Annotated in this window: 17 protein-coding genes and 1 pseudogene; 14 read left to right on the top strand and 4 right to left on the bottom strand. The window is 41.3% G+C overall.

The features are described from left to right. Nucleotides 1–149: 149 nt before the first annotated feature. From adiC to R2Q66_RS12465, 10 genes are all read left to right on the top strand, one after another. Nucleotides 150–1,469, top strand: coding sequence for an arginine/agmatine antiporter (gene adiC / locus R2Q66_RS12510; protein WP_316749420.1), 1,320 nt, complete (start codon nt 150–152; stop codon nt 1,467–1,469). Between the two features lie 11 nt (nt 1,470–1,480). Further along, the gene (locus tag R2Q66_RS12505; protein WP_316749418.1) at nt 1,481–3,787 is read left to right on the top strand and encodes an Orn/Lys/Arg decarboxylase N-terminal domain-containing protein; all 2,307 of its coding nucleotides are present in this window, start codon (nt 1,481–1,483) and stop codon (nt 3,785–3,787) included. Nucleotides 3,788–4,098: 311 nt separating this feature from the next. After that, nucleotides 4,099–6,579: a TonB-dependent receptor gene (locus tag R2Q66_RS12500; RefSeq protein WP_316749416.1), complete on the top strand. Its 2,481-nt coding sequence runs from the start codon at nt 4,099–4,101 to the stop codon at nt 6,577–6,579. Between the two features lie 248 nt (nt 6,580–6,827). Continuing rightward, nucleotides 6,828–7,520, top strand: coding sequence for a CAP domain-containing protein (locus R2Q66_RS12495; RefSeq protein ID WP_316749414.1), 693 nt, complete (start codon nt 6,828–6,830; stop codon nt 7,518–7,520). Nucleotides 7,521–7,843: 323 nt separating this feature from the next. Beyond that, nucleotides 7,844–9,367, top strand: a complete 1,524-nt coding sequence (locus R2Q66_RS12490) for an FMN-binding glutamate synthase family protein (RefSeq protein ID WP_316749412.1) — start codon at nt 7,844–7,846, stop codon at nt 9,365–9,367. Between the two features lie 131 nt (nt 9,368–9,498). After that, a complete protein-coding gene (locus R2Q66_RS12485) occupies nt 9,499–11,430 on the top strand; it encodes an LTA synthase family protein (RefSeq protein ID WP_316749410.1) in 1,932 nt (643 codons plus the stop codon). Between the two features lie 2 nt (nt 11,431–11,432). Further along, nucleotides 11,433–11,918 (top strand): GtrA family protein, encoded by a 486-nt coding sequence (locus tag R2Q66_RS12480; RefSeq protein ID WP_316749407.1) that lies wholly within the window; start codon nt 11,433–11,435, stop codon nt 11,916–11,918. A gap of 115 nt (nt 11,919–12,033) precedes the next feature. Then, nucleotides 12,034–13,812: an aromatic amino acid hydroxylase gene (locus R2Q66_RS12475; RefSeq protein WP_316749405.1), complete on the top strand. Its 1,779-nt coding sequence runs from the start codon at nt 12,034–12,036 to the stop codon at nt 13,810–13,812. Further along, entirely contained in the window at nt 13,813–14,514 is a 702-nt protein-coding gene (locus tag R2Q66_RS12470) for an SDR family oxidoreductase (RefSeq protein ID WP_316749403.1), read from the top strand. 62 nt (nt 14,515–14,576) lie between these two features. Next, the gene (locus R2Q66_RS12465; RefSeq protein WP_316749401.1) at nt 14,577–15,110 is read left to right on the top strand and encodes a C40 family peptidase; all 534 of its coding nucleotides are present in this window, start codon (nt 14,577–14,579) and stop codon (nt 15,108–15,110) included. 29 nt (nt 15,111–15,139) lie between these two features. Here R2Q66_RS12465 and R2Q66_RS12460 read toward each other — a convergent pair whose 3' ends face one another. Both R2Q66_RS12460 and R2Q66_RS12455 read right to left on the bottom strand, forming a co-directional pair. After that, the gene (locus R2Q66_RS12460; RefSeq protein WP_316749399.1) at nt 15,140–16,027 is read right to left on the bottom strand and encodes a flavin reductase family protein; all 888 of its coding nucleotides are present in this window, start codon (nt 16,025–16,027) and stop codon (nt 15,140–15,142) included. Between the two features lie 146 nt (nt 16,028–16,173). Next, the gene (locus R2Q66_RS12455) at nt 16,174–17,172 is read right to left on the bottom strand and encodes a fumarylacetoacetate hydrolase family protein (protein WP_316749397.1); all 999 of its coding nucleotides are present in this window, start codon (nt 17,170–17,172) and stop codon (nt 16,174–16,176) included. 327 nt (nt 17,173–17,499) lie between these two features. Here R2Q66_RS12455 and R2Q66_RS23905 point away from each other — a divergent pair. The 3 genes and pseudogenes from R2Q66_RS23905 to R2Q66_RS12440 all read left to right on the top strand — a co-directional run. Further along, nucleotides 17,500–18,237 (top strand): annotated as a pseudogene (locus tag R2Q66_RS23905) (homogentisate 1,2-dioxygenase); the annotation flags it as partial. Between the two features lie 477 nt (nt 18,238–18,714). Continuing rightward, complete coding sequence (gene hppD / locus R2Q66_RS12445) at nt 18,715–19,845, top strand: 4-hydroxyphenylpyruvate dioxygenase (RefSeq protein ID WP_316749393.1); 1,131 nt, start codon at nt 18,715–18,717, stop codon at nt 19,843–19,845. Nucleotides 19,846–19,970: 125 nt separating this feature from the next. After that, nucleotides 19,971–20,891 (top strand): YihY/virulence factor BrkB family protein, encoded by a 921-nt coding sequence (locus R2Q66_RS12440; protein WP_316749391.1) that lies wholly within the window; start codon nt 19,971–19,973, stop codon nt 20,889–20,891. A gap of 6 nt (nt 20,892–20,897) precedes the next feature. Here the strand turns inward: R2Q66_RS12440 and R2Q66_RS12435 are convergent, their stop codons facing one another. Further along, nucleotides 20,898–21,170 carry a hypothetical protein gene (locus R2Q66_RS12435; RefSeq protein WP_316749389.1) on the bottom strand — a complete coding sequence of 91 codons (273 nt, stop codon included), beginning with the start codon at nt 21,168–21,170 and terminating at the stop codon, nt 20,898–20,900. Between the two features lie 108 nt (nt 21,171–21,278). Continuing rightward, on the bottom strand, nt 21,279–21,869 hold the full coding sequence (locus R2Q66_RS12430) for a porin family protein (RefSeq protein ID WP_316749387.1): 591 nt from the start codon (nt 21,867–21,869) through the stop codon (nt 21,279–21,281). A 148-nt stretch (nt 21,870–22,017) separates the two neighbouring features. Between R2Q66_RS12430 and R2Q66_RS12425 the strand changes: the two genes are divergently transcribed. Beyond that, nucleotides 22,018–23,808 (top strand): histidine kinase N-terminal 7TM domain-containing protein, encoded by a 1,791-nt coding sequence (locus tag R2Q66_RS12425; RefSeq protein ID WP_316749384.1) that lies wholly within the window; start codon nt 22,018–22,020, stop codon nt 23,806–23,808. Nucleotides 23,809–23,815 lie beyond the last annotated feature (7 nt).

Below are 23,815 nucleotides of genomic sequence, written 5' to 3'. Positions count from 1 at the left end.
TAATTCCTCAAAATACACAAAAGCGCTACCGGTATGCCGGCCACTATGTTCCACATTCTAAACTGCAACGCATTGCCCGACATCTTACTCCCAATTGTTGAACTGGATCAATAGCTTTGTTATAGGGTCTATCTAAATCCTCAAATATTATGGCAGAAAATAATAAAAAAGTTGGTTTAATCCCTGTAATGCTGATGGTTGCAGGGAATATCATGGGCTCAGGGGTATTCCTCTTGCCTGCAAATCTGGCGGCTACCGGTGGTATTGCCATATATGGTTGGCTGATCACCATTGTCGGTGCAATCGCCCTATCTATAGTATATGCGAAGATTTCTTCGATAGACCATAGCCCGGGTGGTTCTTATGCTTATGCAAGAAGAGCTTTTGGCCCTTTTCTAGGTTACCAGACCAATATGTTGTATTGGGTGGCCGCCTGGGTAGGTAATATCGCCATTGTGGTGGTCGGTGTAGGTTATCTGAGTTTCTTCTTTCCTTTCTTAAAAGAACCGATTCCTGCTGCAATTTGCTCCATTGCAATCCTATGGGGATTTGTGTTGATCAACATCTCTGGTCCGCGGTTAATGACCAAAGTACAGGCCGTGACCACCGTTTTAGCCTTAATTCCGATTATCGGTGTGGCTATATTTGGCTGGTTCTGGTTTAAAAGCAGTACGTATATGGAGGCCTGGAATGTGAGTGGAAAAAGCTCGCTTAGTGCCGTACAAAGTGTGTTAAACATTACTTTATGGGCATTCATTGGGGTAGAAACCGCTTCGGTTGTTGCCGGAGTAGTAGAAAACCCTAAAAAGAATGTGCCTATTGCTACCGTTGGCGGGGTCTTAATTGCCGCGGTATCTTATATATTATCCAGTACTGCGATTATGGGGATGATTCCCAATGCAGAATTACAGGTTTCCTCTTCACCTTTCGGCGATGCGGTAGCAATGGCCTTAGGAAAAACTGCCGGTGCGGTAGTCGCCTTCTGCGCCATGCTGGGCTGTTTAGGTTCTGTTGGTGGCTGGACTTTAGTGGCCGGACAAACGGCAAAAGCAGCCGCTGATGATGGTTTATTCCCTAAAATATTTGGTAAAGTGAACAAAGACGGAATCCCGGTTGCCGGTTTGGTTATTGTGGGTGTCCTGATGACCATTCTTCAGCTGACAACCATCTCGCCAAATGCGGCAAAACAATTCGGTGTAGTTTCTTCGATCACTGTAATCTTTACCGTGATCCCTTATATCTATACCTGTGCGGCATTGATGCTGATTGGTCATGGTAACCTTGGCGAAAAACGTAACGCTTACATCGCGATTATCGGCGTTGCCTTCCTTTACTGTATCTGGTCTGTCGTGAGTGCAGATTCTACTACTGTACTGGGTGCTTTCGTTTCTGTACTGATTACTACTGCCTTATACGCCTTCAATTATAACCGTACCCATAAAGGAGCATTTCCACTTGATTCTAATTAAATAAAAAACCTATGATTCAACGTATCAATAAACTCAACAAAAGAAAAGTTCTGATCATCGATGATGAACTTCTTATTCTAAATACAGCCAATGGAAGAGCGGTCAGAGCATTGGTAAATGAATTGAATGACCGTAATTTTGAGGTCATCGAAGCAATTTCTTATGACGACGCCCTATCGGTGATTATCTCTGACGCAGCGATCAGCTGTGTATTGCTGGACTGGACTTTAGGTGATAATGACGATGCGACCCATCAACAGGGAACGGCATTACTGAATGAAATCAGAAAAAGAAATGCTGCTGTACCGGTATTTTTATTGGCAGAAAAAGGCGATCAGCATTCTTTCACTATAGAATCGATGAGCCTGGCTAATGAATTTATCTGGATGCTGGAAGATACAGCTTCCTTTCTTGGTGGCAGGATTGAGATCGCGATTCATCATTATTTTGAAAACTTATTACCTCCATTTACTAAAGCTTTAATCAACTATACAGAGAGCTCAGCAGAGTACTCCTGGGCTGCTCCGGGGCATCAGGGTGGGATTGCCTTTACAAAATCTCCAGTAGGAAGAGTGTTTTTTGATTACTTTGGAGAGAACCTTTTCCGCACGGATACAGGGATCGAAAGAACACCATTAGGCTCCCTGTTAGACCATGAAGGACCGGTAAAAGAATCGGAAGCCTATGTCGCAAAGGTTTTTGGCTCACATTTAAGTTACAACATGCTGAATGGAACTTCCGGTTCTAACAGAGCAGTTTTTATCGCGGCAGTTAGCGATGGACAGTACGCGCTATGTGATAGAAATTGTCATAAATCCATAGAGCAATCCTTAACCATGACCAGTGCGATTCCGGTTTTCTTTATCCCTACCCGTAACCGTTTTGGGATCATCGGCCCGATTCCGGCAAAAGAATTTTCTCCGGAAGTGATCCAGTCGAAAATAAAAAACCACGCGCTTAAAGATTTAGCGGTTCAGGACAGACCTGTGTATGCTGTAGTAACAAACAGTACTTACGATGGGATGTGCTACAATTCTAAAGAGCTGGAAGGTATCCTGGCCCCAACCGTAGACCAGATCCACTTAGATGAGGCCTGGTATGCTTATGCCCGTTTTAACCCTTTATACAAAGATCGTTTTGGCCTACGCGGTAAAGCGGAAGATCATCCAAAAGATGCGCCTACGATATTTGTAACGCATTCTACGCATAAATTATTGGCGGCACTCTCTCAATCTTCTTATATCCATGTAAGGAATGGCAGAAGGCCGATTGAGCATAGCCGATTTAACGAATCTTACCTTTTACAATCTACCACCTCTCCATTGTACGCGATTATCGCTTCTAATGAAATTGGTGCAGCGATGATGGACGGTCCACAGGGAGAAATTCTGATTCAGGATGTAATTGATGAAGCGGTAGATTTCCGCCAGGCATTAGCGCGTACACAACGTGCTTTCCATCAGAAAAAAGACTGGTTCTTTGGTTCCTGGAATGCGCCAACGGTAACTGATCCCGCAACTGGCAAAGAAATAGATTTTGCAGATGCACCGAAAGAATTGCTGAGTCATGATCCGAAATGCTGGGTATTAAAACCTGGTGATGCCTGGCATGGTTTCGATCATATGACCGAAAACTGGTGTATGTTAGATCCGATTAAAGCCGGTATTTTATGCCCGGGAATGGAAGATAATGGTAAATTGAGTACCTGGGGAATTCCCGCAGCCGTATTGTCGTCGTTCTTATATGCCAAAGGTATTATCCCTTCCAGAACGACAGATTTCATGGTCCTTTGCCTGTTCTCCGTAGGAAATACCAAGGGAAAATGGGGTACCTTGATCAATGCGCTTTTAGAGTTCAAAAGATTGTATGATGAAAACGCACCGTTAACGGTAACTATCCCTGACCTTCCTGCGAACTACCCTGATCGTTATGGAAAAATGGGATTGAAAGACCTTGCTGATGAGATGTTCCATAACATGAGAGAAAGCAACATGGATAAATGGCAAACGGCAGCATTTAGTCAATTGCCAACACCGATTACCACGCCAAGAGTTGGTTTCCAAAAACTGATGTCGGGTGATGTAGAGTTATTGCCTCTGGATAAACTGGCCGGCAGAACGTCTGCGGTAGGAGTTATCCCTTATCCTCCTGGAATTCCAATCATTATGCCGGGTGAGAATTTTGGTCCGGCAGATGGTCCATGGTTAAGCTATATCCGCAGCCTGCAGGATTGGGGACGTAAATTCCCTGGGTTCGAAAAGGTAGTGGAAGGATCAGAAATGAAAGACGACACCTATCATGTCTGGTGTTTAAAATAACCACTGTGGCATTTAAAATAAGCTTCTAAAGTAAAACGGGGAAGTTTCCTCCGAAACCTCCCCGTTTAAATTAACGCTCTCATATATAAAGACGCTCTTCTATCCAGTTTATTATATCCGACTGAAAATATTTTTATATTTCCCTCCCTATTCTTCCATTTCGGCCTTTATTGCAATCCCTGCGATCGTTATTCTTAATAGCGCTAAGGCCTCTTTTTAGTCTATTTACAATTAATCTAAATAATTCTTGCACTTGTCAGAATCAGCACTTACATTTGCGCCTTTCTAGAATTAATCTAAATAAACTATATATGAAAAAACTTTACATATTATTCAGCTTCATGCTGCTTACCTTATTGACCACTACCTCCTTTGCGCAACTGGCATCGGCACCTGTAAGAGGTACAATCAGTGGAAAAGTGAGTACCAGCGATGGGAAACCTGCTGCCTACGTGAATGTACAAATTGTAGAAAACAACAGAAAAACACTGACTAAAGACGATGGTACTTTTACCTTCAATCACCTGAAATCAGGAAAATATACTGTAAAGACTTCTTACATCGGTCTAGAAGTGCAAACTCAAACCGCAACCGTTATCGAAGGTCAGGACACGAAGTTGTACTTTACATTGAACGAAAGCTCTTCTGAACTAAATGAAGTAATTATCGCGGCTAATATCAGTCCGAACAAAAAACCGGTGAGCCTTGGTAAAGTAAACATCCCGGCTAAAGATCTTCCTCAGGCCGTACAGATCATCAACAGTCAAACGATTACTGACCAACAAGCCAGCAGATTAAGCGACGTGTTGAAAAATGTAAATGGTGTTGCTTTTGGTGCCAACCGTGGTGGCGTAAGTGGTGAAACATTTTATGCCCGTGGTTATGCCTTAGGAACCAATAATGTATTCAAAAACGGAGCGCGTACCACTACTGGTGGCATGCCCGAAACCAGTACTTTAGAGTCCGTAGAAGTATTAAAAGGTAGTGCTGCTTTATTATATGGTGGTGTTTCTGGTGGTGCTGTAGTGAACATGGTGACTAAAAAACCACAATTCAACTATGGTGGAGAAGTATCCATGCGTGCTGGCAGCTATGATCTTTATAAGCCTACAGCTGATATTTATGGCCCGATTACTAAAGACCTTGCTTTCCGTATGATTGGTACTTACGAAGATGCCGGTAGTTTCAGAGACCATGTTACTTCTAACCGCGTTTATGTAAATCCGTCACTATTATATAAACTAAGTGATAAAACGGAAATCTTGCTTCAGGGAGATTACCTGAAAAGTGATTTCACACCGGATTTCGGGGTTGGTACCGTTGGGAACCAATTGCCTGGAAACATCAACAGAAGCATGTTTTTAAATACCCGTTGGGCCTATAACAAAACAAATACCACTACTGCACAAGCAAATATTACCCACAAGTTTAACGACAACTGGAAATTAAACGTAGTTGCCTCTTTGCAATCTTACGACAGAAATTACTTCTCTTCTGAACGCCCTGCAGCATTAGCTACTGGTGTATGGTACCGTGCATTAACGCGTTCTAAAACAGATGAGCAAACTTATAACCAACAAATCAACTTAAGCGGTTCATTTAAAACGGCCGGAATTACACATACTTTATTGGTAGGCGCTGATGCAGATCAATCGATTACTAAAGCTTATGGTTATAGTGTTCCTAATAACTTAATTACTCCGGACGATACAAAAGCTAAATATTATGATCAGGTAAACATTCTGGATCCAGCCAGCTTTAACATACCTTCTAACTTTAATATGCCGGAAACGCCATTAATTTCTGACACTAAAACTCCGATTTATAGAATGGGTGGTTTTATACAGGATTTAATCGCTTTAACAGATCAGTTTAAAGTATTGGCCGGTTTACGTTATAGCTTCCAGAAAACACCAAGATCTGTGGTTACAACCTATGCTACAGGTTTACAAACGATCTCGCCCAATGGTATTGAGAAATCTAAAACAGAAAGTGCTTTTTCTCCTAAATTAGGTTTCATCTATGAGCCATTCAAAACGACTTCAATTTATGTGAGTTATGCCAATAACTTCACTTCAAATGCCGGATTAGATATCACTACAAATGCACCGATGGATCCTTCGATCATTGATCAGTATGAAGCTGGCATTAAAAATGACTTCCTTGGTGGTCGTTTAACAGCTAACCTGACGGTGTATAGAATCAACAACAATAAATTCGCGCAAACTGCGGAATTTAAACCTGATGGCAGTATCAATGGTGATACTAACCTAAAAGAATTTACCGGTAAAACAGCCAGTGATGGTGTGGAACTGGACATTACGGGAACAATCGTAGAAGGATTAAATTTCCTTGCCGGTTACAGTTATAACTATATGCGTTATACACATACCCGTGAACCCTCTAAAACTGCTGACAATAAAGTAGTACCTGGTGGCATCATTGAAGGCGAACGCTTAGTAGGTACCACTAAAAACACCGCTAACGGATCTCTATTCTATACGCTCCAGAATGGCAACCTGAAAGGTTTGAAACTAGGTGCTTCTGCTTATTATACAGGCGACCGTAATGGTGGTAGAAATACCAACAAATCAGGAACTTCTACTGGAATTATTCCTTTAAAAGCCTTCACTACCTTTGACCTTTCTGCTGGTTACCAATGGAAAAAACTATCTCTGTTAACTAAAATAGCGAACATCACTAATGAGCTGAACTATTTTGTACACGAGAATTACAGTGTGAATCCAATCCCTCCAAGACAATTTGTAGCTACATTAAACTACAGGTTCTAAGGAGCTGATTTATACTTTAAAAAAGGAGTTGTCTTGCCGGCAGCTCCTTTTTTGTTTCCCGGAGGTTTTACCTGATGATTTATTTCCGCTGCCTGAGTATTTTCTTTGCGCAGACTCAGGAAATCCCGTTCCTAATTTATAAATTCAACAAGAGTACCTCCTATTTATACCATATGGCCGGTGTTTTGCGTTAATGCAGGGAAATCGGTCAGCTAAATAATAACTGATCAGGAATAAAGACAGATAAGATGAAGATCATCGCCCTTGCGCTCTTACTAATACTACCATTTACCTCCCCTGCTCCTCAGTCAACTGCCCAATCACCAGATGACAGCTGGACTAGAGAGGAACTGAGAATGGCCAATACAGCCGGTGATGCCAGCTACCTCACTGCCGAAGAAAAAGACATGGTGATTTATATGAATCTGGCCAGAATGGATGGTGCCCGTTTTTTTGATACCTATTTTCAGGATTTCGTAGATGCCTATAACATGAAGGTCAGGCAATATGGCAATTATGAAGAGCTAAAAGTGAGCAGAAATGACAATTATTACCGCAGCTTAAGAAGAGATCTGCAGCAGATTAAGGATTTTCCGGTTTTTTGGCCGGACAGGGCGCTGACAAACATCGCCAAAGGTCATGCAAAAGACTTAAATAGAAACAATTATGCGGGTCATACTTCGAAAGACGGACGTACGTTAAACCAACGCATCGGCACTGCATATCCGAAGAAATCTAATGGGGAATGTATTGCTTTTGGATTCAACTCAGGACTGGAGAACGTATGTATGTTGCTGCTGGACAAGGGTGTTCCTAACTTAGGGCACCGCAAACTGATCTTAAACAAATCTGCCGAACTCAACACCGTTGGTTTGAGTATTCAACCACACCCAAGGTACCGTTATTGTGCCGTCATCGACTTTGTATCCCTCCCGGATTAATTTTTACAATTAATAACGTCAAATTCCTTTGAATTGAGGAAAAAGGTGCCGAGCTTTGCGCCAATGAAAACAACTGAGGATAAGTACAACACCGCGTATAAGCGCTTCGGCCGATATGAGCGGGAGAACTACGCTTTTGGCTTTGTTTTTCAGAGTACCTCGAGAGATTTTATTCTCTTAGCCCCGAGTCCTTCGCCATAAGATTCTCGATTCAGGGGCCTATTCTATTCGAAAAATCATTATTTAAATTCATTTTGAAGGTATACGATTCAAAAATCATATGCCTGAAGGATGTTCATTTTACTTTTATTTATCACCATCTTATGAAACAAAAAGGATTTCGTTCCATACTAGGAACAGTATTTCTTTGGATCGCCTTATTTGGCATTATCGCTTTAATCGTGAATGCATTTTATCAGAAATCTGCCTTCCATTTATTAATAGCGTTGCCCGTTATTCTGATTACGGCTCTGGCATACGACCGTTTTCAATCTAAACATGCGGTGCTCCGCAATTATCCGGTCATTGGCCGCTTACGCTATTTCTTTGAGTCGATCAGACCTGAGATGCGTCAGTATTTCTTTGAATCGGAATTAGATGGCAAGCCCTTTAACCGTCGTCAACGTTCTATTGTTTACCAAAGAGCAAAAAACGAAAGAGAAACGGTTGCCTTCGGAATGCAGGTAGATCCTTATCAGGAAGGTTACGAGTGGGTATCCCACAGTATTTATCCTAAAAGGATTTCTAATATGGATTTAAGGGTAAAAGTTGGAGGTTCGGTTTGTTCGCAGCCTTACGACCTGAGTATCCTGAATATCGGAGCAATGAGTTTTGGTGCATTAAGTAAAACAGCGATTCAATCGCTTAGTAATGGTGCCCATTTGAATAAATTTGCACACAATACCGGCGAAGGTGGGATTAGTCCTTACCACGTTAAAGGTGGTGGCGACCTGATCTGGCAGGTAGGTACCGGTTATTTCGGTTGTAGAGATGCAGAAGGTAAATTTGATGCTGCACTGTTTCAAAAGAACTCGAAAAGAGAATACGTGAAAATGATTGAGCTTAAACTTTCGCAGGGTGCAAAACCTGGTCATGGTGGTATTTTACCAGCAGCCAAGAATACACCAGAGATTGCGGAAATCAGAAATGTGGTTGCAGGAACAACCATTCTTTCTCCACCAGCACACAGTACTTTCTCTGATGCAACAGGTCTGATGTACTTTATGCACCAATTGCGTGAGCTTTCAGGTGGTAAACCTGTCGGCTTTAAACTATGTATCGGTAGCAAAGAAGAATTTATTGAGATCTGCGAAGCGATGATCGCCACTAAAATCTCTCCGGATTTCATTACCATTGATGGTGCAGAAGGTGGAACCGGTGCAGCGCCACTGGAATATACAGATTATGTAGGGATGCCTTTATTAGATGCCCTTGCTTTTGTAAACATCACTTTGAAACAATACGGACTAAGAGAAGACATTAAAATCCTGGCTTCAGGAAAGATCATTACCGGATTCGACATTATGCGTGTGGTTGCCTTAGGTGCAGACGCTTGCTATAGTGCCAGAGGTATGATGATGGCTCTGGGTTGTATTCAGGCCCTTAAATGCGACAGTGGTAAATGCCCTGTAGGTATTGCAACACAAGATAAAAGCTTATTTAAAGGGATTGACGTGACCGATAAAAAACATCGTGTGGCCAATTTCCATAAAAATACCGTTCACGCTACGATAGAACTGATGGAAGCTTGTGGCTTTGACACCTTAAATGAGATCAAACCAGAACGTTTCAACAGAAGAATTGACACTACGAAAACGCTGAACTTTAAAGACATCTATTTTTCCTAGAGCATGATATTATAGAGAAATAGCTACCAATGATCAAAAAGGGCTGTCTTCCATAAGGAGATAGCCCTTTTGATTAATTTAACATTAATAAATCATTATCAATTATTAGCTTTGGAGCAAATATTCAAGAATTGAAAATAAAAGACACAACAGGCCTAAACCTTTATCTGGCGCTGGCTTACCGCTTTCTAATATTATTACTACTATATACCTTATGTAGAATCGGTTTCTACCTTTTCAACCAGGATCTCTTCCAAAACATTACACTGCCTAAGTACCTGTACATCCTTTGGGGCGGCTTAAAGTTTGATGTTTCCGCTTTAGTTTATATCAATTCGATTTATATTCTTGCGCATGTAATTCCTTTTCCTTTCCGGTATAACGAAGGTTATCAAAGATTTTTCAAATGGTGGTTCATCATCACCAACAGTTTAGGGATTGTAGCCAATCTCATGGATTTCGTCTATTATAAATTTACGCTTAAAAGAACAACAGCAACGGTTTTCAGCCAGTTTAGTAATGAAAACAACAAGCTGAAACTCTTCGGTGATTTCGGGAAAGACTATTGGTACCTCTTGATCTTACTTGCCGTATTTATCTGGTTGTTCATCAAATTATATGATTTGGTAACCGTTAAAAAACCTGCCCGTTTTACCTGGCCAGTCTATGTATTACATACGGTTTTGGTATTTGTAATTGCGGTGATGTGTATCACAGGAGTTCGTGGCGGCTGGGGATTTGGTACCAGACCAATCACATTAAGCAATGCGGGCGAATTTGTGGATACACCGGATCAGATGAGCCTGGTGTTAAACACGCCTTTCGCCATCATCAGAACCTTAAGAGTTTCTAAATTATCGCCGGTTAACTATTACGATGAGAAAACCTTAAACAACCTTTACAACCCCATTCATCTCCCAAAAGATAGCGGGAATTTTAACAAGCTAAACGTCATGTTTATCATTGTGGAAAGTCTGGGAAAAGAGCACATGGGCTACTTTAACAAAGATCTTGACGGTGGTAAGTATAAAGGATACACCCCTTTTCTGGATTCTTTAGCGGCGCAGAGCTATACTTTTAACAAGAGTTATGCGAATGGCCGGAAGTCTATTGACGCCCTTCCTTCTGTAATTACCGGAATTCCTTCTATTAATGAACCTTTTGTATTGTCCATTTATTCGGGCAATAAAACCACCAGTATTGCGGAAATCCTTGGTAAGGAAGGTTATGAAACCGCATTTTTCCATGGTGCACCAAATGGTTCCATGGGCTTCTCTTCTTATACCCATTTGGCAGGTGTAAAGAAATACTTTGGTGAAAATGAATACCAGAAGACCGGTGATTCTGACGGTACCTGGGGTATCTGGGACGATCCCTTCTTACAGTTCACGGCAAAAACATTAAATACACTAAAACAGCCTTTCTTTGCCAGTGTGTTCACTTTATCTTCTCATCACCCTTTCCGTGTTCCGGATGAGTATATCGGGAAATTCCCTAAAGGGCCACTTCCGGTACATGAACCTATGGGTTATACGGATATGGCTTTGCGTAATTTCTTCAAAACGGCATCTACAATGCCATGGTATAAGAATACATTGTTTGTGCTTTGCGCAGATCATGCTACGGTGACTTTTCATCCGGAATACCAGAATACACCAGGCTATTACTCGATCCCTATTATTTTTTATCGCCCGGATGGTTCCTTAAAAGGATTGTCGGATAAGCTGGTGCAACAAATGGACATCATGCCAACTGTGTTGAACTACCTGAATTACGACAAGCCTTACTTCTCTATGGGATTTGATGCTTTTGACAGAAAAACGGATAACTTTGTGGTGAACAATAACGACGGTTCTTTTAACTTTTTCATGGGTGATTATTACCTGGTGAATGATGGCAAGGACAACCTGGCCTTATATAACCTTAAAAAAGACCGTTTCAGCAAACACAATATCCTTGCGGAAGAACCGGAAGTTGCCGCGGATATGGAAAAGAAATTGAAAGCTTTCAGACAACAGTACAACAACAGAATGATCGCAAACCAGTTAACCTATAAAAAATAAGTATGCGCAAAGCTTTGTTAAAGCTCATAGACTTTTTCTATCCTCCTTTTTCAAAATACATTTCCTTACATACGTTTCGATATATCGCTTCCGGGGGCACTACAACTGCTGCCGGAATTGTGATTTACTATATTGTCTATAATTGGGTGTTGAAACAGCAGGATGTTCATTTGACTATCTCTTTTCTCCCAAAGCTCATTACTGCACCGATTGCGGCTCTTGCCATAGAATCGGTGATTACTTTTTTCATCGGTTTTACCCTGAACAAATATCTGGTCTTTACAAAGTCGACCTTAAAAGGCCGGATTCAGTTGTTTAGGTATGCCTCTGTGGTAGCCACCAATATCCTAATCAATTATGCTTTGTTTAAAGTACTGGTCGAAGCCTTTGGTTTTTACCCGACAGTTACCAAAGTGATCATTTCTTTACTCCTTGCCGTGTTTAGTTATTTCTCCCAAAAACACTTTACTTTTAAAGTGAAGAAATAGGAGTTTTAGTACCTGGTTATGTCTACTTTCCGTTATTTTCCGTAGTCAGGGCAGCTTTTGTTTAGGAGAAGAAATAGATTTTCTTATATTGGGCTTTATATAAACGATATAGGTAATGAGTGATTTTAATGACTTTAACAATCCACGAGTAGCTAAGCTTCCTAAGCATTTAAGGCAATTTATTGTAGAGCAGCATTATGAAAAATATACGCCAATTGATCAGGCAGTATGGCGCTATGTAATGCGTCAGAACTACAGCTATCTGAAACAAGTGGCCTATTATCCTTATATCAAAGGTTTGCAACGCGCAGGTTTAAGTATCGAACATATCCCTAATTTACAAACCATGAACGATAACCTTGGCAAAATTGGCTGGGGTGCCGTTACTGTAGATGGATTTATTCCGCCTGCGGCTTTCATGGAATACCAGGCTTACCGGGTATTGGTGATTGCAGCAGACATACGTCAGATTAACCATATTGAATATACACCAGCTCCGGATATCATCCATGAGTCGGCCGGGCATGCCCCGATTATTGCAGATACCGATTACAACAATTACCTGAGCTACTTTGGCTCTATCGGTGCTAAAGCCATGTTTTCTTCGAAAGATTTTGAGTTGTACGAAGCAATTCGCAACCTGAGTATCTTAAAAGAAGCGGCAAATGCACCGGAACAGGAAATTGCAAAAGCGGAGAAACACTTACAAGTGGTTTCAGAAAATATGGGCGAGCCTTCGGAAATGTCCCTGTTGGGTCGTTTACATTGGTGGACCGTAGAATATGGCTTGATCGGTACTCTGGAAAACCCGAAAATATACGGTGCAGGACTGCTTTCTTCTATCGGAGAAAGTTCCAGCTGTATGAAAGAAGAAGTTACCAAACTATGGTACAATATTGATACGATCAATTATTCCTACGACATCACGAAACAACAGCCACAACTGTTTGTAACGGAGAATTTCCAGAACCTGATTGATGTTCTAGAGCAGTTTGCGGATACTATGGCGTTCAGACGTGGCGGTGCCGAAAGCGTAGTTAAAGCCATTGAGTGTAAAAACCCGGCAACGGCAGTTTACAGTTCCGGATTACAGGTAACCGGTATCTTTACAGACATGGGTCTGAATACCGCTGATGAGCTTACTTTCATCAAAACAACGGGTCCTTCTGCCCTGGCAGTAGATTCGGTACAATTAGAAGGCCATGGCAAATTCTACCATAAAGACGGCTTCTCCTCTCCTGTTGGCCGCTTAAATGGCCTGGTATTGGAAGATCTTAGTCTGGCGGAATTGCAGGAACAAGGCATTGCAATTGGTAGCCGCGCGGATGTAACCTTTGACAGTGGCATCCATGTAAATGGAATGGTGAAAGATATTCTTCAACATAAGGACAAAACGATCCTGATTGTATTTGAAGATTGTACCGTAAAAGAAGACAATGGCAATGTGCTTTTCCAACCGGAGTGGGGTACTTATGACATGGCAGTAGGCGAGAAAATCATTTCTGTCTTCAATGGTGCTGCCGATAAAGATGCTTACGAAGAAATCACACACGTCAGTGATAAACAAACACATAAAGTAACGTACGACGAGAAAACGCAGCAGTTACATGCGATTTACAAGGAAATTCGTACGATCAGAGAAGATAAAAGAAACTACGAGCAGGTGATTGCTTTATTTGAAGCTTTAAAAACAGATCATCGTGCCGACTGGCTGGCTGCTTTAGAGATTCTTGAGATCCTTTACCACAAAAATCTTGATCCTGAACTGGAAAAAGAGATACGGATTTACCTGGAGCTAAAAGCGGCGAATGAGCCAGATCATTTTAAATTAATTACAGATGGTTTACATGTGATTGAAAATCCGGTAAGTCAGTTGATTACAGAAGAAGATTAAATGAATATAGTATTAACAGGTGCGAGCAGCGGAATAGGTTTTGAAGCCGCATTAGAGTTCAGTAATTACAAAGAGAATAAAATTGTATGTATTGCCCGTTCTGCGGACAAACTACGTAAACTGCTGGAAATTGCCAGAAGTATCAATCCGGATTGCGTATTGCTTCCGGTAGAATTTGACATTGTTAAGGATGATTATGCGGTGTTACTTCCTTTTCTAAAGGAAAAATTAGGTACCGTAGACATTTTAATCAACAATGCAGGCGCATTGATCAACAAGTCTTTCCTGGAAACCAGTAAAGATGATCTATATGAAATGTTCGAAAGCAATGTATTGGGTCATTTCAATATGATTCAGAACCTATTGCCTTTAATGATGGCTGGCAGCCATATTGTAAACATTGGTAGCATGGGTGGTTTTCAGGGTAGCGTAAAGTTCCCAGGCCTTGCCGCGTACTCGTCGAGCAAGTCTGCTTTGCATACTTTAACGGAATGTCTGGCAGCTGAATTAGTAGAAACGGGTATTAAAGTTAACTGTCTGGCTCTAGGTTCTGCGCAAACAGAAATGCTGGAATTAGCCTTCCCAGGCTATGAATCGCCGGTTATGGCCTTTGAAATGGGTAAATATGTGGCCGACTTTGCGAAGACCGGACACAAGTTTTTCAATGGAAAAGTGCTACCTGTAGCAGTAACCACCCCTTAATCAATTACTTATCAACATTACTTTAGGCTAAAGATAGTTTTATTATCTTTAGCCCAATCCCTATGAAGAAAAGCATCCTAATTCTCCTTTTTCTATCCATAAGTACCTTTGCTGCAAAGTCGCAGTCTTTGACACCTATTCCTTATCAGGATATGGTTTTCAAAATTATGGAAAACTTACCGGCACTTCCTGCCAGCAAATTTCAACCAGTCAATTTGTTATCTTTTGCGAAGTCCATGATTGGTACCCGTTACCGTTATGCTTCCAGCAATCCGAAAGTAGGTTTCGACTGTTCCGGATTTGTAAACTACGTGTTTAAGAATTTCGGGATCAATGCCCCAAGGTCGTCCAGAGATTTTGCGACCAAAGGACAGGATAAAAAGCTTGCTGATGCTCAGGTTGGAGATGTGATCATCTTTACCGGTACCAACAGCCGGGTTCGTCGTGTTGGCCATGTAGGGATTATTTCTGCAATAGACGGCGATGAAATCAAGTTTATCCACGCTTCTTCAGGTGCTGCAAAAGGCGTTACCATTACCAGCTTAAACGAGGGTTTCTACAAGAAACGTTTTATGAAAGTAGTGAGTATTTTATAAAAACCCTTCTAAAGGCTTTTTACGAGCTTTTATAACAACACAATCTTTAAAGCATCCAGTACATTTCCTTCTGCCAGAAACTGCTTTGCCAGTTCATGAAGCTCACGCTCGCGGTTATTGGCATCCCCAATCGTAGCGTCTAAAACTTCTTTGACCTGACTGTTGCGCTGCATTTCATCCACATCATCTGCGGAAGGCAGCTGCTCTATGTTTCCTAATCTCCCAAGGTCATTCCCTGATAACACATAAGAGTTCCTTACAGCTTTAGGCAGGGCATCTACGCCAATACCCAGTGTGGTTAAGGGTTTCGCTACTTTAAACAGGCTTTCCTGCGTTACACGGCAATACCAGTCGCCACCTAAACGAGCCACCAGGTCTATCTTTTCCTGATCGATTTTACCTTCCGAATCCAGTATTTCTTCCTTGATGTGAATCATTTTTATTTCCGCCAGAATCAGGTTACCAGCGCCCGGCTGATCTCCCAAATGGATCACTTCTTTAACCACACATTCCATTTGCACCGGTGCTTCGGCCACCCTTGGTGGCTTAACCAAAACAGAAGGTAACATGGTAAAACCAGCCTTTTCAAACTCATTAATCCCTTTTACATATTCTGTACTGGCCAGACTCATTTGCTGAACCATCGGATAGTTGACGATATTGATGACACATTCTTTCACTTCCAACACGTTTTCAAGGGTATGTTTGGTACTGCCATCCCTCACCCTTCTCGATGGAGAAAAGATGCACATTGGCGGATTGGTACTAAACATATTGAAAAAGCTGAAAGGACTGAGGTTGATGTTCCCCTCCTGATCAATGGTGCTTGCAAAACAAATGGGTCTGGGTGCAATGGCATATTGCAGGTAGTTTTGCAATTGAACAGCAGAAAGCGTGGTTACATCGATAGTCAGCATATTTATTTGAGCTTGTGTACGCTCAAAGTTACTGCCTAAAAGTAGTTAAAAAAAGGGCTGTAGAATTTTTATAGCAAAGCCGATATGCTCCGCTAAGAAAATAACATCTCTTAGCGGAGCATAGGTTTTTATGTAGAATATTTAGCTTATTTCTTTTTCAAAGCAAGGATCGAGAAATCGCTGTCTTCTTTAATGATGCTGTTGCTCAGATGTCCGAGCCCGGTAATTTCCATTTCAACCACATCGCCTTCCTGTAGCCATTGAGGTTTAAAATCAGGATTATTCAACAATCCTGTGCCATTTAGTTCCAGAAAACAACCTGTACCAACAGTACCTGAACCAATCACATCGCCTGGCAAAACATCTACACCATAGGCGCAACGCTCAATAATTTCTGCGAAAGTCCAGTCCATATCAGCCATATTTCCTGCAGATACCTGTACACCATTTACCGTACAAGTCATTGCCAGGTTATAAGCTTTTCCGGTATGACCAGGTTTTGCTTCCGTTAAATATTCTTCCAGTTCATCCGGAGTAACCAACCAAGGGCCGATTACGGTAGAGAAATCCTTCCCTTTTGCCGGACCTAAATTCAGCAGCATTTCTTCCATTTGCAGGGTTCTTGCGCTCATGTCATTCATGATCATATAACCGGCAATATAATTATCAGCTTCTGCAGCAGTAATATTCCGGCCCTTAGTACCGATGACAATGGCAACTTCTAATTCAAAATCCAGTTTTTGGAAATGATCCGGCATACATAAGATATCACCAGGACCTTGAATGGCATTGTGGTTGGTGAAGTAAAAAATCGGATACTGATCAAACTCCGCAATCATATCTACCTTACGGTTTCTACGTGCTGCAGCTACATGCTGACGAAAAGCATAACCATCTCTGCAAGATGTTGGATGCGGTACTGGTGCCAGTAATTCAAAGAAAGCTTCTTCTTTAGGTTCGATCTCACCGGATTTAATCTGTGCATCCACCTTTTTAGCGCGATCCATCAAATCAACCCCTCCCCTTAGGAATTCGTTCATCTCATCAGGCAACAATTTGTCGCAGGAATTCAGGTTATAAATATGTCCGTTTACAAAAACACCCAGGTGTTCTCTGTCTTCTGTTTTATAGGATACCAGCTTCATATGCTCAGTTTTTTGTCAAGTTATTCAAAGCTATATAAAAATACAGCTACGATGGTTAAATATAATTTATCTACATATAATCGTGCTGATTGTTTGTTCTTTACTATAATTATTACTTAATTTAGCTCCGCAAACAAAATGATTTTAAACCTCACATATCACAATCAAGTGGCCAAACAAGCGTTGGCTGCCTTCAGGTATGCGATGCTTTCCAAGATCATCTTTGCACAATACTCCATTTAGCATTCCCTCGCTTTTGAATAAAACGTTTTCTGCGTTTTACTGTTATTAATATACATATAATTCTAACCAAATTAACCTACTGTTATGCCTATTTATCATACCTTAGGAACTATTCCTGCGAAACGTCATACCGTTTTTAGAAAGCCAGATGGCAATTTATATGCAGAAGAATTAGTCTCTACTGAAGGGTTTTCCAGCTTATACTCACTCGTTTATCATTGTCACCCGCCAACCATCGTAAAAGAACTCGGTGAGCCTTACTCGGTGGAGCCAAAGATTGCGCGCGAAAAGCATCTGCGTCATACCAGCCTGATTGGTTTCAACATCAAACCGGAAGATGATTACCTGAAAAGCAGAAAACCTGTCCTCGTAAACAGCGATTTACACATCTCCCTGGCCGCGCCAAGAAAATCTATGACCGACTATTTTTATAAGAATAGTCAGGCAGATGAAGTGATCTTTATCCATGAAGGTACCGGAACGCTAAAAACAGGCTTCGGAAAGATCCGTTTTGCCTATGGCGATTACCTGGTCGTACCCCGGGGTACGATTTATCAATTGGAATTTGACGACGAGAAAAACAGGCTTTTCATTATTGAAAGTTTCTCTCCGATCCGTTCTCCGAAACGTTATAGAAACGAATACGGGCAGTTAATGGAACATTCTCCTTATTGTGAGCGCGATATCAGACGTCCTCAGGATCTGGAAACCATCGACGAATATGGTGATTTCAAGGTACTGATCAAGAAACAAGGCCTGATGTATCCTTATACTTATGGTACCCATCCTTTTGATTTTGTAGGTTGGGACGGCTTCCACTATCCATGGGCATTTTCTATCCATGATTTTGAACCAATTACAGGCCGTTTACATCAACCACCTCCTGTACACCAGACTTTTGAAGGCCATAATTTCGTGATCTGCTCTTTTGTACCAAGAAAATACGATTATCATCCCCTATCTATTCCTGCCCCATACAACCATAGTAATGTGGACAGTGATGAAGTGCTATACTATGTTGATGGTGATTTTATGAGCAGAAAAAGTGTGGTTAGAGGCCAGATTACCCTCCATCCCGGTGGAATTCCTCATGGACCACACCCCGGAACCGTAGAAAAATCCATCGGTAAAGAAAGTACAGAAGAACTGGCGGTCATGATTGATCCTTTCCGTCCTTTAATGCTAACCGAAGATGCGCTCCAGATTGAAGACCCGGATTACTACAAAAGCTGGCAGGAAAATGCTGGATAAACCAATATAAATAGACAAATCAGATTAAGAGTTTAAAATATTTAAATCATGAGTACACAAACATTTGCAGAAAAGATTGCCAAAGCGCCGGATTTTCTTCCAATAAATGGAACGGATTACATAGAATTCTATGTAGGCAATGCAAAACAAGCTGCACATTATTATAAAACTGCGTTTGGATTCCAGTCTCTGGCATATGCCGGACCAGAAACAGGGGTCCGGGATCGTGCTTCCTACGTGTTACAACAAGGGAAAATCAGGTTGGTGTTAACTACGGCTTTGAAATCGGAAAGCCCGATTGCAGAACATGTAAAAAGACATGGCGATGGCGTAAAAGTATTGGCTTTATGGGTTGATGATGCCTATAGTGCCTTTGAAGAAACCACTAAACGTGGCGCAAAACCATACCTGGAGCCGGTGACAAAAACTGACGAGTATGGAGAAGTCAGAATGTCTGGCATCTATACCTATGGAGAGACCATCCACATGTTTGTAGAACGCAAGAACTATACAGGGACTTTTATGCCGGGTTACCGCGACTGGAAAAGCGATTACGCGCCAACAGAAGCTGGCCTCTTGTACATTGACCACTGTGTGGGTAATGTGGGCTGGAACAGGATGAATGAGACCGTAAAATGGTACGAAGAGGTGATGGGATTTGTCAATATCCTATCATTTGATGATAAACAGATCAATACTGAATACTCAGCCCTGATGAGTAAGGTAATGAGCAACGGGAACGGTTTTTCTAAATTCCCGATCAATGAACCTGCGGAAGGAAAGAAAAAATCTCAGATCGAAGAATATTTAGAATTTTATGAAGGCGAAGGGGTGCAACACATTGCGGTAGCTACAAAAGATATTTTGTCTACTGTAAGGGAATTAAAAGCTCGAGGGGTTGAGTTTTTAAGTGCACCCCCTGATGCCTATTACAACATGATGCCAACGCGTGTAGGTGAAATCGATGAGGAGATTGCACAGTTAAAAGAACTGGGTATCCTGGTAGATTGTGATGAAGAAGGCTATCTGTTACAGATTTTCACCAAACCGGTAGAAGACCGTCCAACCTTATTCTTTGAAATTATCCAGAGAAAAGGGGCCCAATCTTTTGGTGCCGGAAATTTCAAAGCCTTATTTGAATCCCTGGAACGTGAACAGGAATTGAGAGGTAACTTATAAAAAACTGACGCTTATTATTCATAAAACGAAAGCCAGTCTGGAAACAGTACTGGCTTTTTTACATCATAGCAGGCGGAGATATACGAAAAAATGGTTAATTTCGGCCTTCAAGGCAACCCGCGGGAATGGACATCAATATCATCGGAAGCATCTCATTATTTTTCACACGCTTTACGGCGGCATTTAAACTATTCCAAAAAAACGACCCGCTGCGTCTTGCCGGAGCAACTGCTTTTTTTGCCAACTTCGCCCTACCGCCCATCCTCATCATCTTAATTCGCTTATTTGGATTTTTCACGGATCGAAAAACCCTTGCCAATACTTTATTTGAACGTTTAGGAACGGTATTAGACGATAGCAGTACTACTCAAATCAAACAGGTATTGCGAAATATCAGAGGCGTAGAGCACCAGTGGTATGCAACGGTATTGAGTTTTATCTTCTTTATGTTTGTAGCTACCACACTTTTTGCCGTAATCAAGAACTCCATGGATCAGATCTGGTCTATTGGCATCAAGGAAAAGGTGGGATTCTATTTCAAAATGAAACTCCGCGCAAGGTCATTTGTGATCATTTTACTTGCCGGATTATTATTCTTCGTGGGCATCATGACAGACAGTATGCAGGTTATTATTGGGACTTATGTGAACAATGCTGCCCCAACTTTCGGAAGAATTTTCCTAATGATCCTAAACCAGGTCTTGTTTATTGTGATTGTGACCACCTGGTTCTCCGTCTTATTTAAGTACCTCACCAATGGTCGTCCAAGCTGGAAATCTGCGATCCATGGCGGTATTCTTACGGGAATACTATTTACCATCGGAAAGTCCATACTCAGGATCATGTTACCACTTAGTGGTATCGGAAACATCTATGGCACCTCAGGATCTATTGTCCTGATTATGCTATTTGTATTCTATTCTTCCTTCATTTTTTACTTCGGAGCCTGTTATGTGAAGGTACTAAGTGACGACAAAAACCATCCTATACGTCCTATAAAGGGCGCTTTTAACTACGAAATTAAGGAAATAATAAAGGATACCTAGCCAATTTTAAACTGCGGCGATTTTCTCAAAGCCCTGCATTTCAAATATGGCCAGCTTATTAAGCAGGTTATAATGAAGGGTACCAAATAGGTTCACAATACCTTCTTCATTCCTGCCTTCAATACAGATGCTTTCTTTCAGGATGTCTTTGTGTCGCAAAGTCTGGTCAGATAAGATCACGTCTTCATCCTGAATTTTAACATCATTAGCCTCAATCGAGAACTGTTTCAGCAGCTCTGAGAAGCCTTTTCCGTTTAATAATAATTCTTTGATACTCATGGTCTTCATAATTTAGTCAGGGAGAATTATAACATCAATTTTAGCGCCAAAAAAAAGGGCAAACCCCTAAAGATCAACCCTTTTCCACAATTGTTGAAAAATTGTATTTTAGAATAAGCGGTAAGCTAGTCCTAACGTGAATAAGCCTAGTTTTTTAGCGCCACTGTAATCATCTTTGCCAATTTTTGTCAATCCTTGTTCATATCTCAAGTCAATACCTAATTTACTGACATCCAGGCCTGCGCCAAACTGCCATGCAAAGTTTTGATCCTTAAATTTACCGTTAAAAGCCTCAGTTGCTGCTTGTTTAATCGACTGATCTTTGCTCAACACAAAAGAAACTACTGGTCCTGTGTTTAAACGAATGCCTACACCAGCTGCACCGATTTTTGTACCGATTAACACCGGAATATCTAAACTTGTGAAATCTACGTTACTTTCAAAGCCATTATCCCTTTTTACTGTTGTGTTTTTACCTGAAACATACATCTCTGGTTGTAAGTGGATTCCTGCTGCACCAATACGTGCCCAGATACCACCATAATATCCTGCTCTGTTCTCACTTTTGAATGTACCTTCTGTACTAAACTTGGTCATATTGACCCCACCTTTTAGTCCGAACTGGAAGCTTGGTAAGATCTGACTAAACGCCATCATACTCGAACAGATGAATAACGCAGATAAGATTATTTTTTTCATAATGCAATGTTAGGTTGATAGTAAAACTATAATGTAAAACTAAGAATATTTTTAATTCATCAGTATATTACGTAATTTTATATTTACAATCGCCTGTTTGAAATCACGTTAGAATTCAATGGTGAGGCTCTAATCATCACCTATTTAGATGGATTTTACCTTTAATGCGTACTCATATTTCTTAATTTTTTTCGGGGCAATCACCCTCTTTTTATCCTGGTATGCGTATCGCAAAGACCATGGTGCAGTGCGGCTTTTCGGCCTGGTCATGCTTTCCAATGCCATCTGGTCAATTGGTTATGGATTGGAACTCGCCACTAATAATTTAGCAGATGCGAAATTCTTCATCGATATCGAATATATTGGCATCACCACCGTTCCACTCTACTGGCTGCTCTTCTGTTTAAAGCTATCCGGAAAAGAATATTGGTATAAAAGGACGTTAAACCTGTCTATACTCATCGGCCTGGCCTTTATTACCTCCATTTTGGTCTGGACCAACGATTACCACCACCTCCATTACAAGAATTACTTTATGGATACCAGCGGTCCTTTTCCAATGGTTTCCATTGAACCCGGCATCGCTTATAAAGCATTTACCACCTATTTTTATCTGCTACTCGCCATTGGCACTTACCTGCTGATCTCTACTTTCCGCAAAGCGGATCCGATTTATAAAAGACAAAACTTCAGCATCATCATCGCGGCACTTATCCCCTGGGTAACCAATATTGCCTATACTTTTGGCTTTCGCCCGGTGGAAAACCTGGACCTTACCCCATTTGCTTTTGCCGGAACCATCACTTTTGTGGCTATTGCTGTATACCGGTACAAACTTTTTGATGTGTTACCGGTAGCCCGGGAAAAGGTAATGGACTTAATTCAGGATGGTTTTTTGGTGATCGACAAGCAATACCGAGTAATCGATTACAACCATGCCATCAGAAAATACCTGGAAGAACCGAACAGCAAAAAAATCATCGGTGCTTCTATCGAATCCCTGTTTCCTGAGCAGGAAGCGCTGTTTCAATGCCTAAAAGACCATCAATCGGGCAAGGTAGAATTACGGGTAGAAAGTCCTTTGGGGGAACATGACCTGGAAGCAGACATCCTTTACCTCGATGAAAATCAACTGAGCAACAATGCAACCATCATTAAATTTCAGGACCTCACCCATTTTAAACAGGATGCCCTAAGATCTCAGCACCAAACCGAGGAACTTAAAAAACTAAACCAGTTAAAAGACCGGATTTTCTCGATCATTGCGCATGACCTTCGCGGACCTTTGGTGAATCTTTCGGAAGTACTCAAAATGATTTCAAATGATCAGATCACCATTGAAGAGTTTAAAATGTTATCACCGACCTTAAACAAGGACATTTTATATACCACAGAACTGCTGGAAAACATTTTACACTGGTCCAGAAGTCAACTAAAAGGATACGGTCTCAATAAAGAATATTTCGATTTGAGGAGTATGATCATCAATGAAGTCAATTATCATTTACCTTCCGCCGCTTCAAAAAACATTAAAATCATCCAGGATGTATTTCCGGGAATGATGGTTTATGCAGACATGTTAATGATTCAAATTGTAGTGCGCAACTTACTGAGTAACGCAATAAAATTCTGTTACGAAGGCTGCGAGATTGATATTTCTTCCGTCTATAACAGAGGGCAAATGATGCTTTCGGTCCATGACAATGGTGTCGGGATAAAACAAGAAACTGTTGACAAGTTGTTTAGCGGAGAAAATATGTCGACCAGGGGCACCTTGAATGAGAAAGGAACTGGCTTAGGTCTGGTAGTCTGCAAAGAATTTATGGAGCGTAATGATGGCGATATTACAGTAGACAGTGAGCCCGGCGTAGGCACTAAATTCAATTTATTCATCCCCGTTGGCCCAGCCAACGATGATTTCCATAAAAAAAGCTGGTAACCTTAAA

It is taken from the genome of Pedobacter gandavensis, assembly GCF_032677645.1.
Lineage (GTDB): Bacteria > Bacteroidota > Bacteroidia > Sphingobacteriales > Sphingobacteriaceae > Pedobacter > Pedobacter gandavensis_A.
The sequence above is the reverse complement of the archived record's forward strand: the minus strand, read 5'-3'. Positions and strand labels throughout refer to the sequence as shown.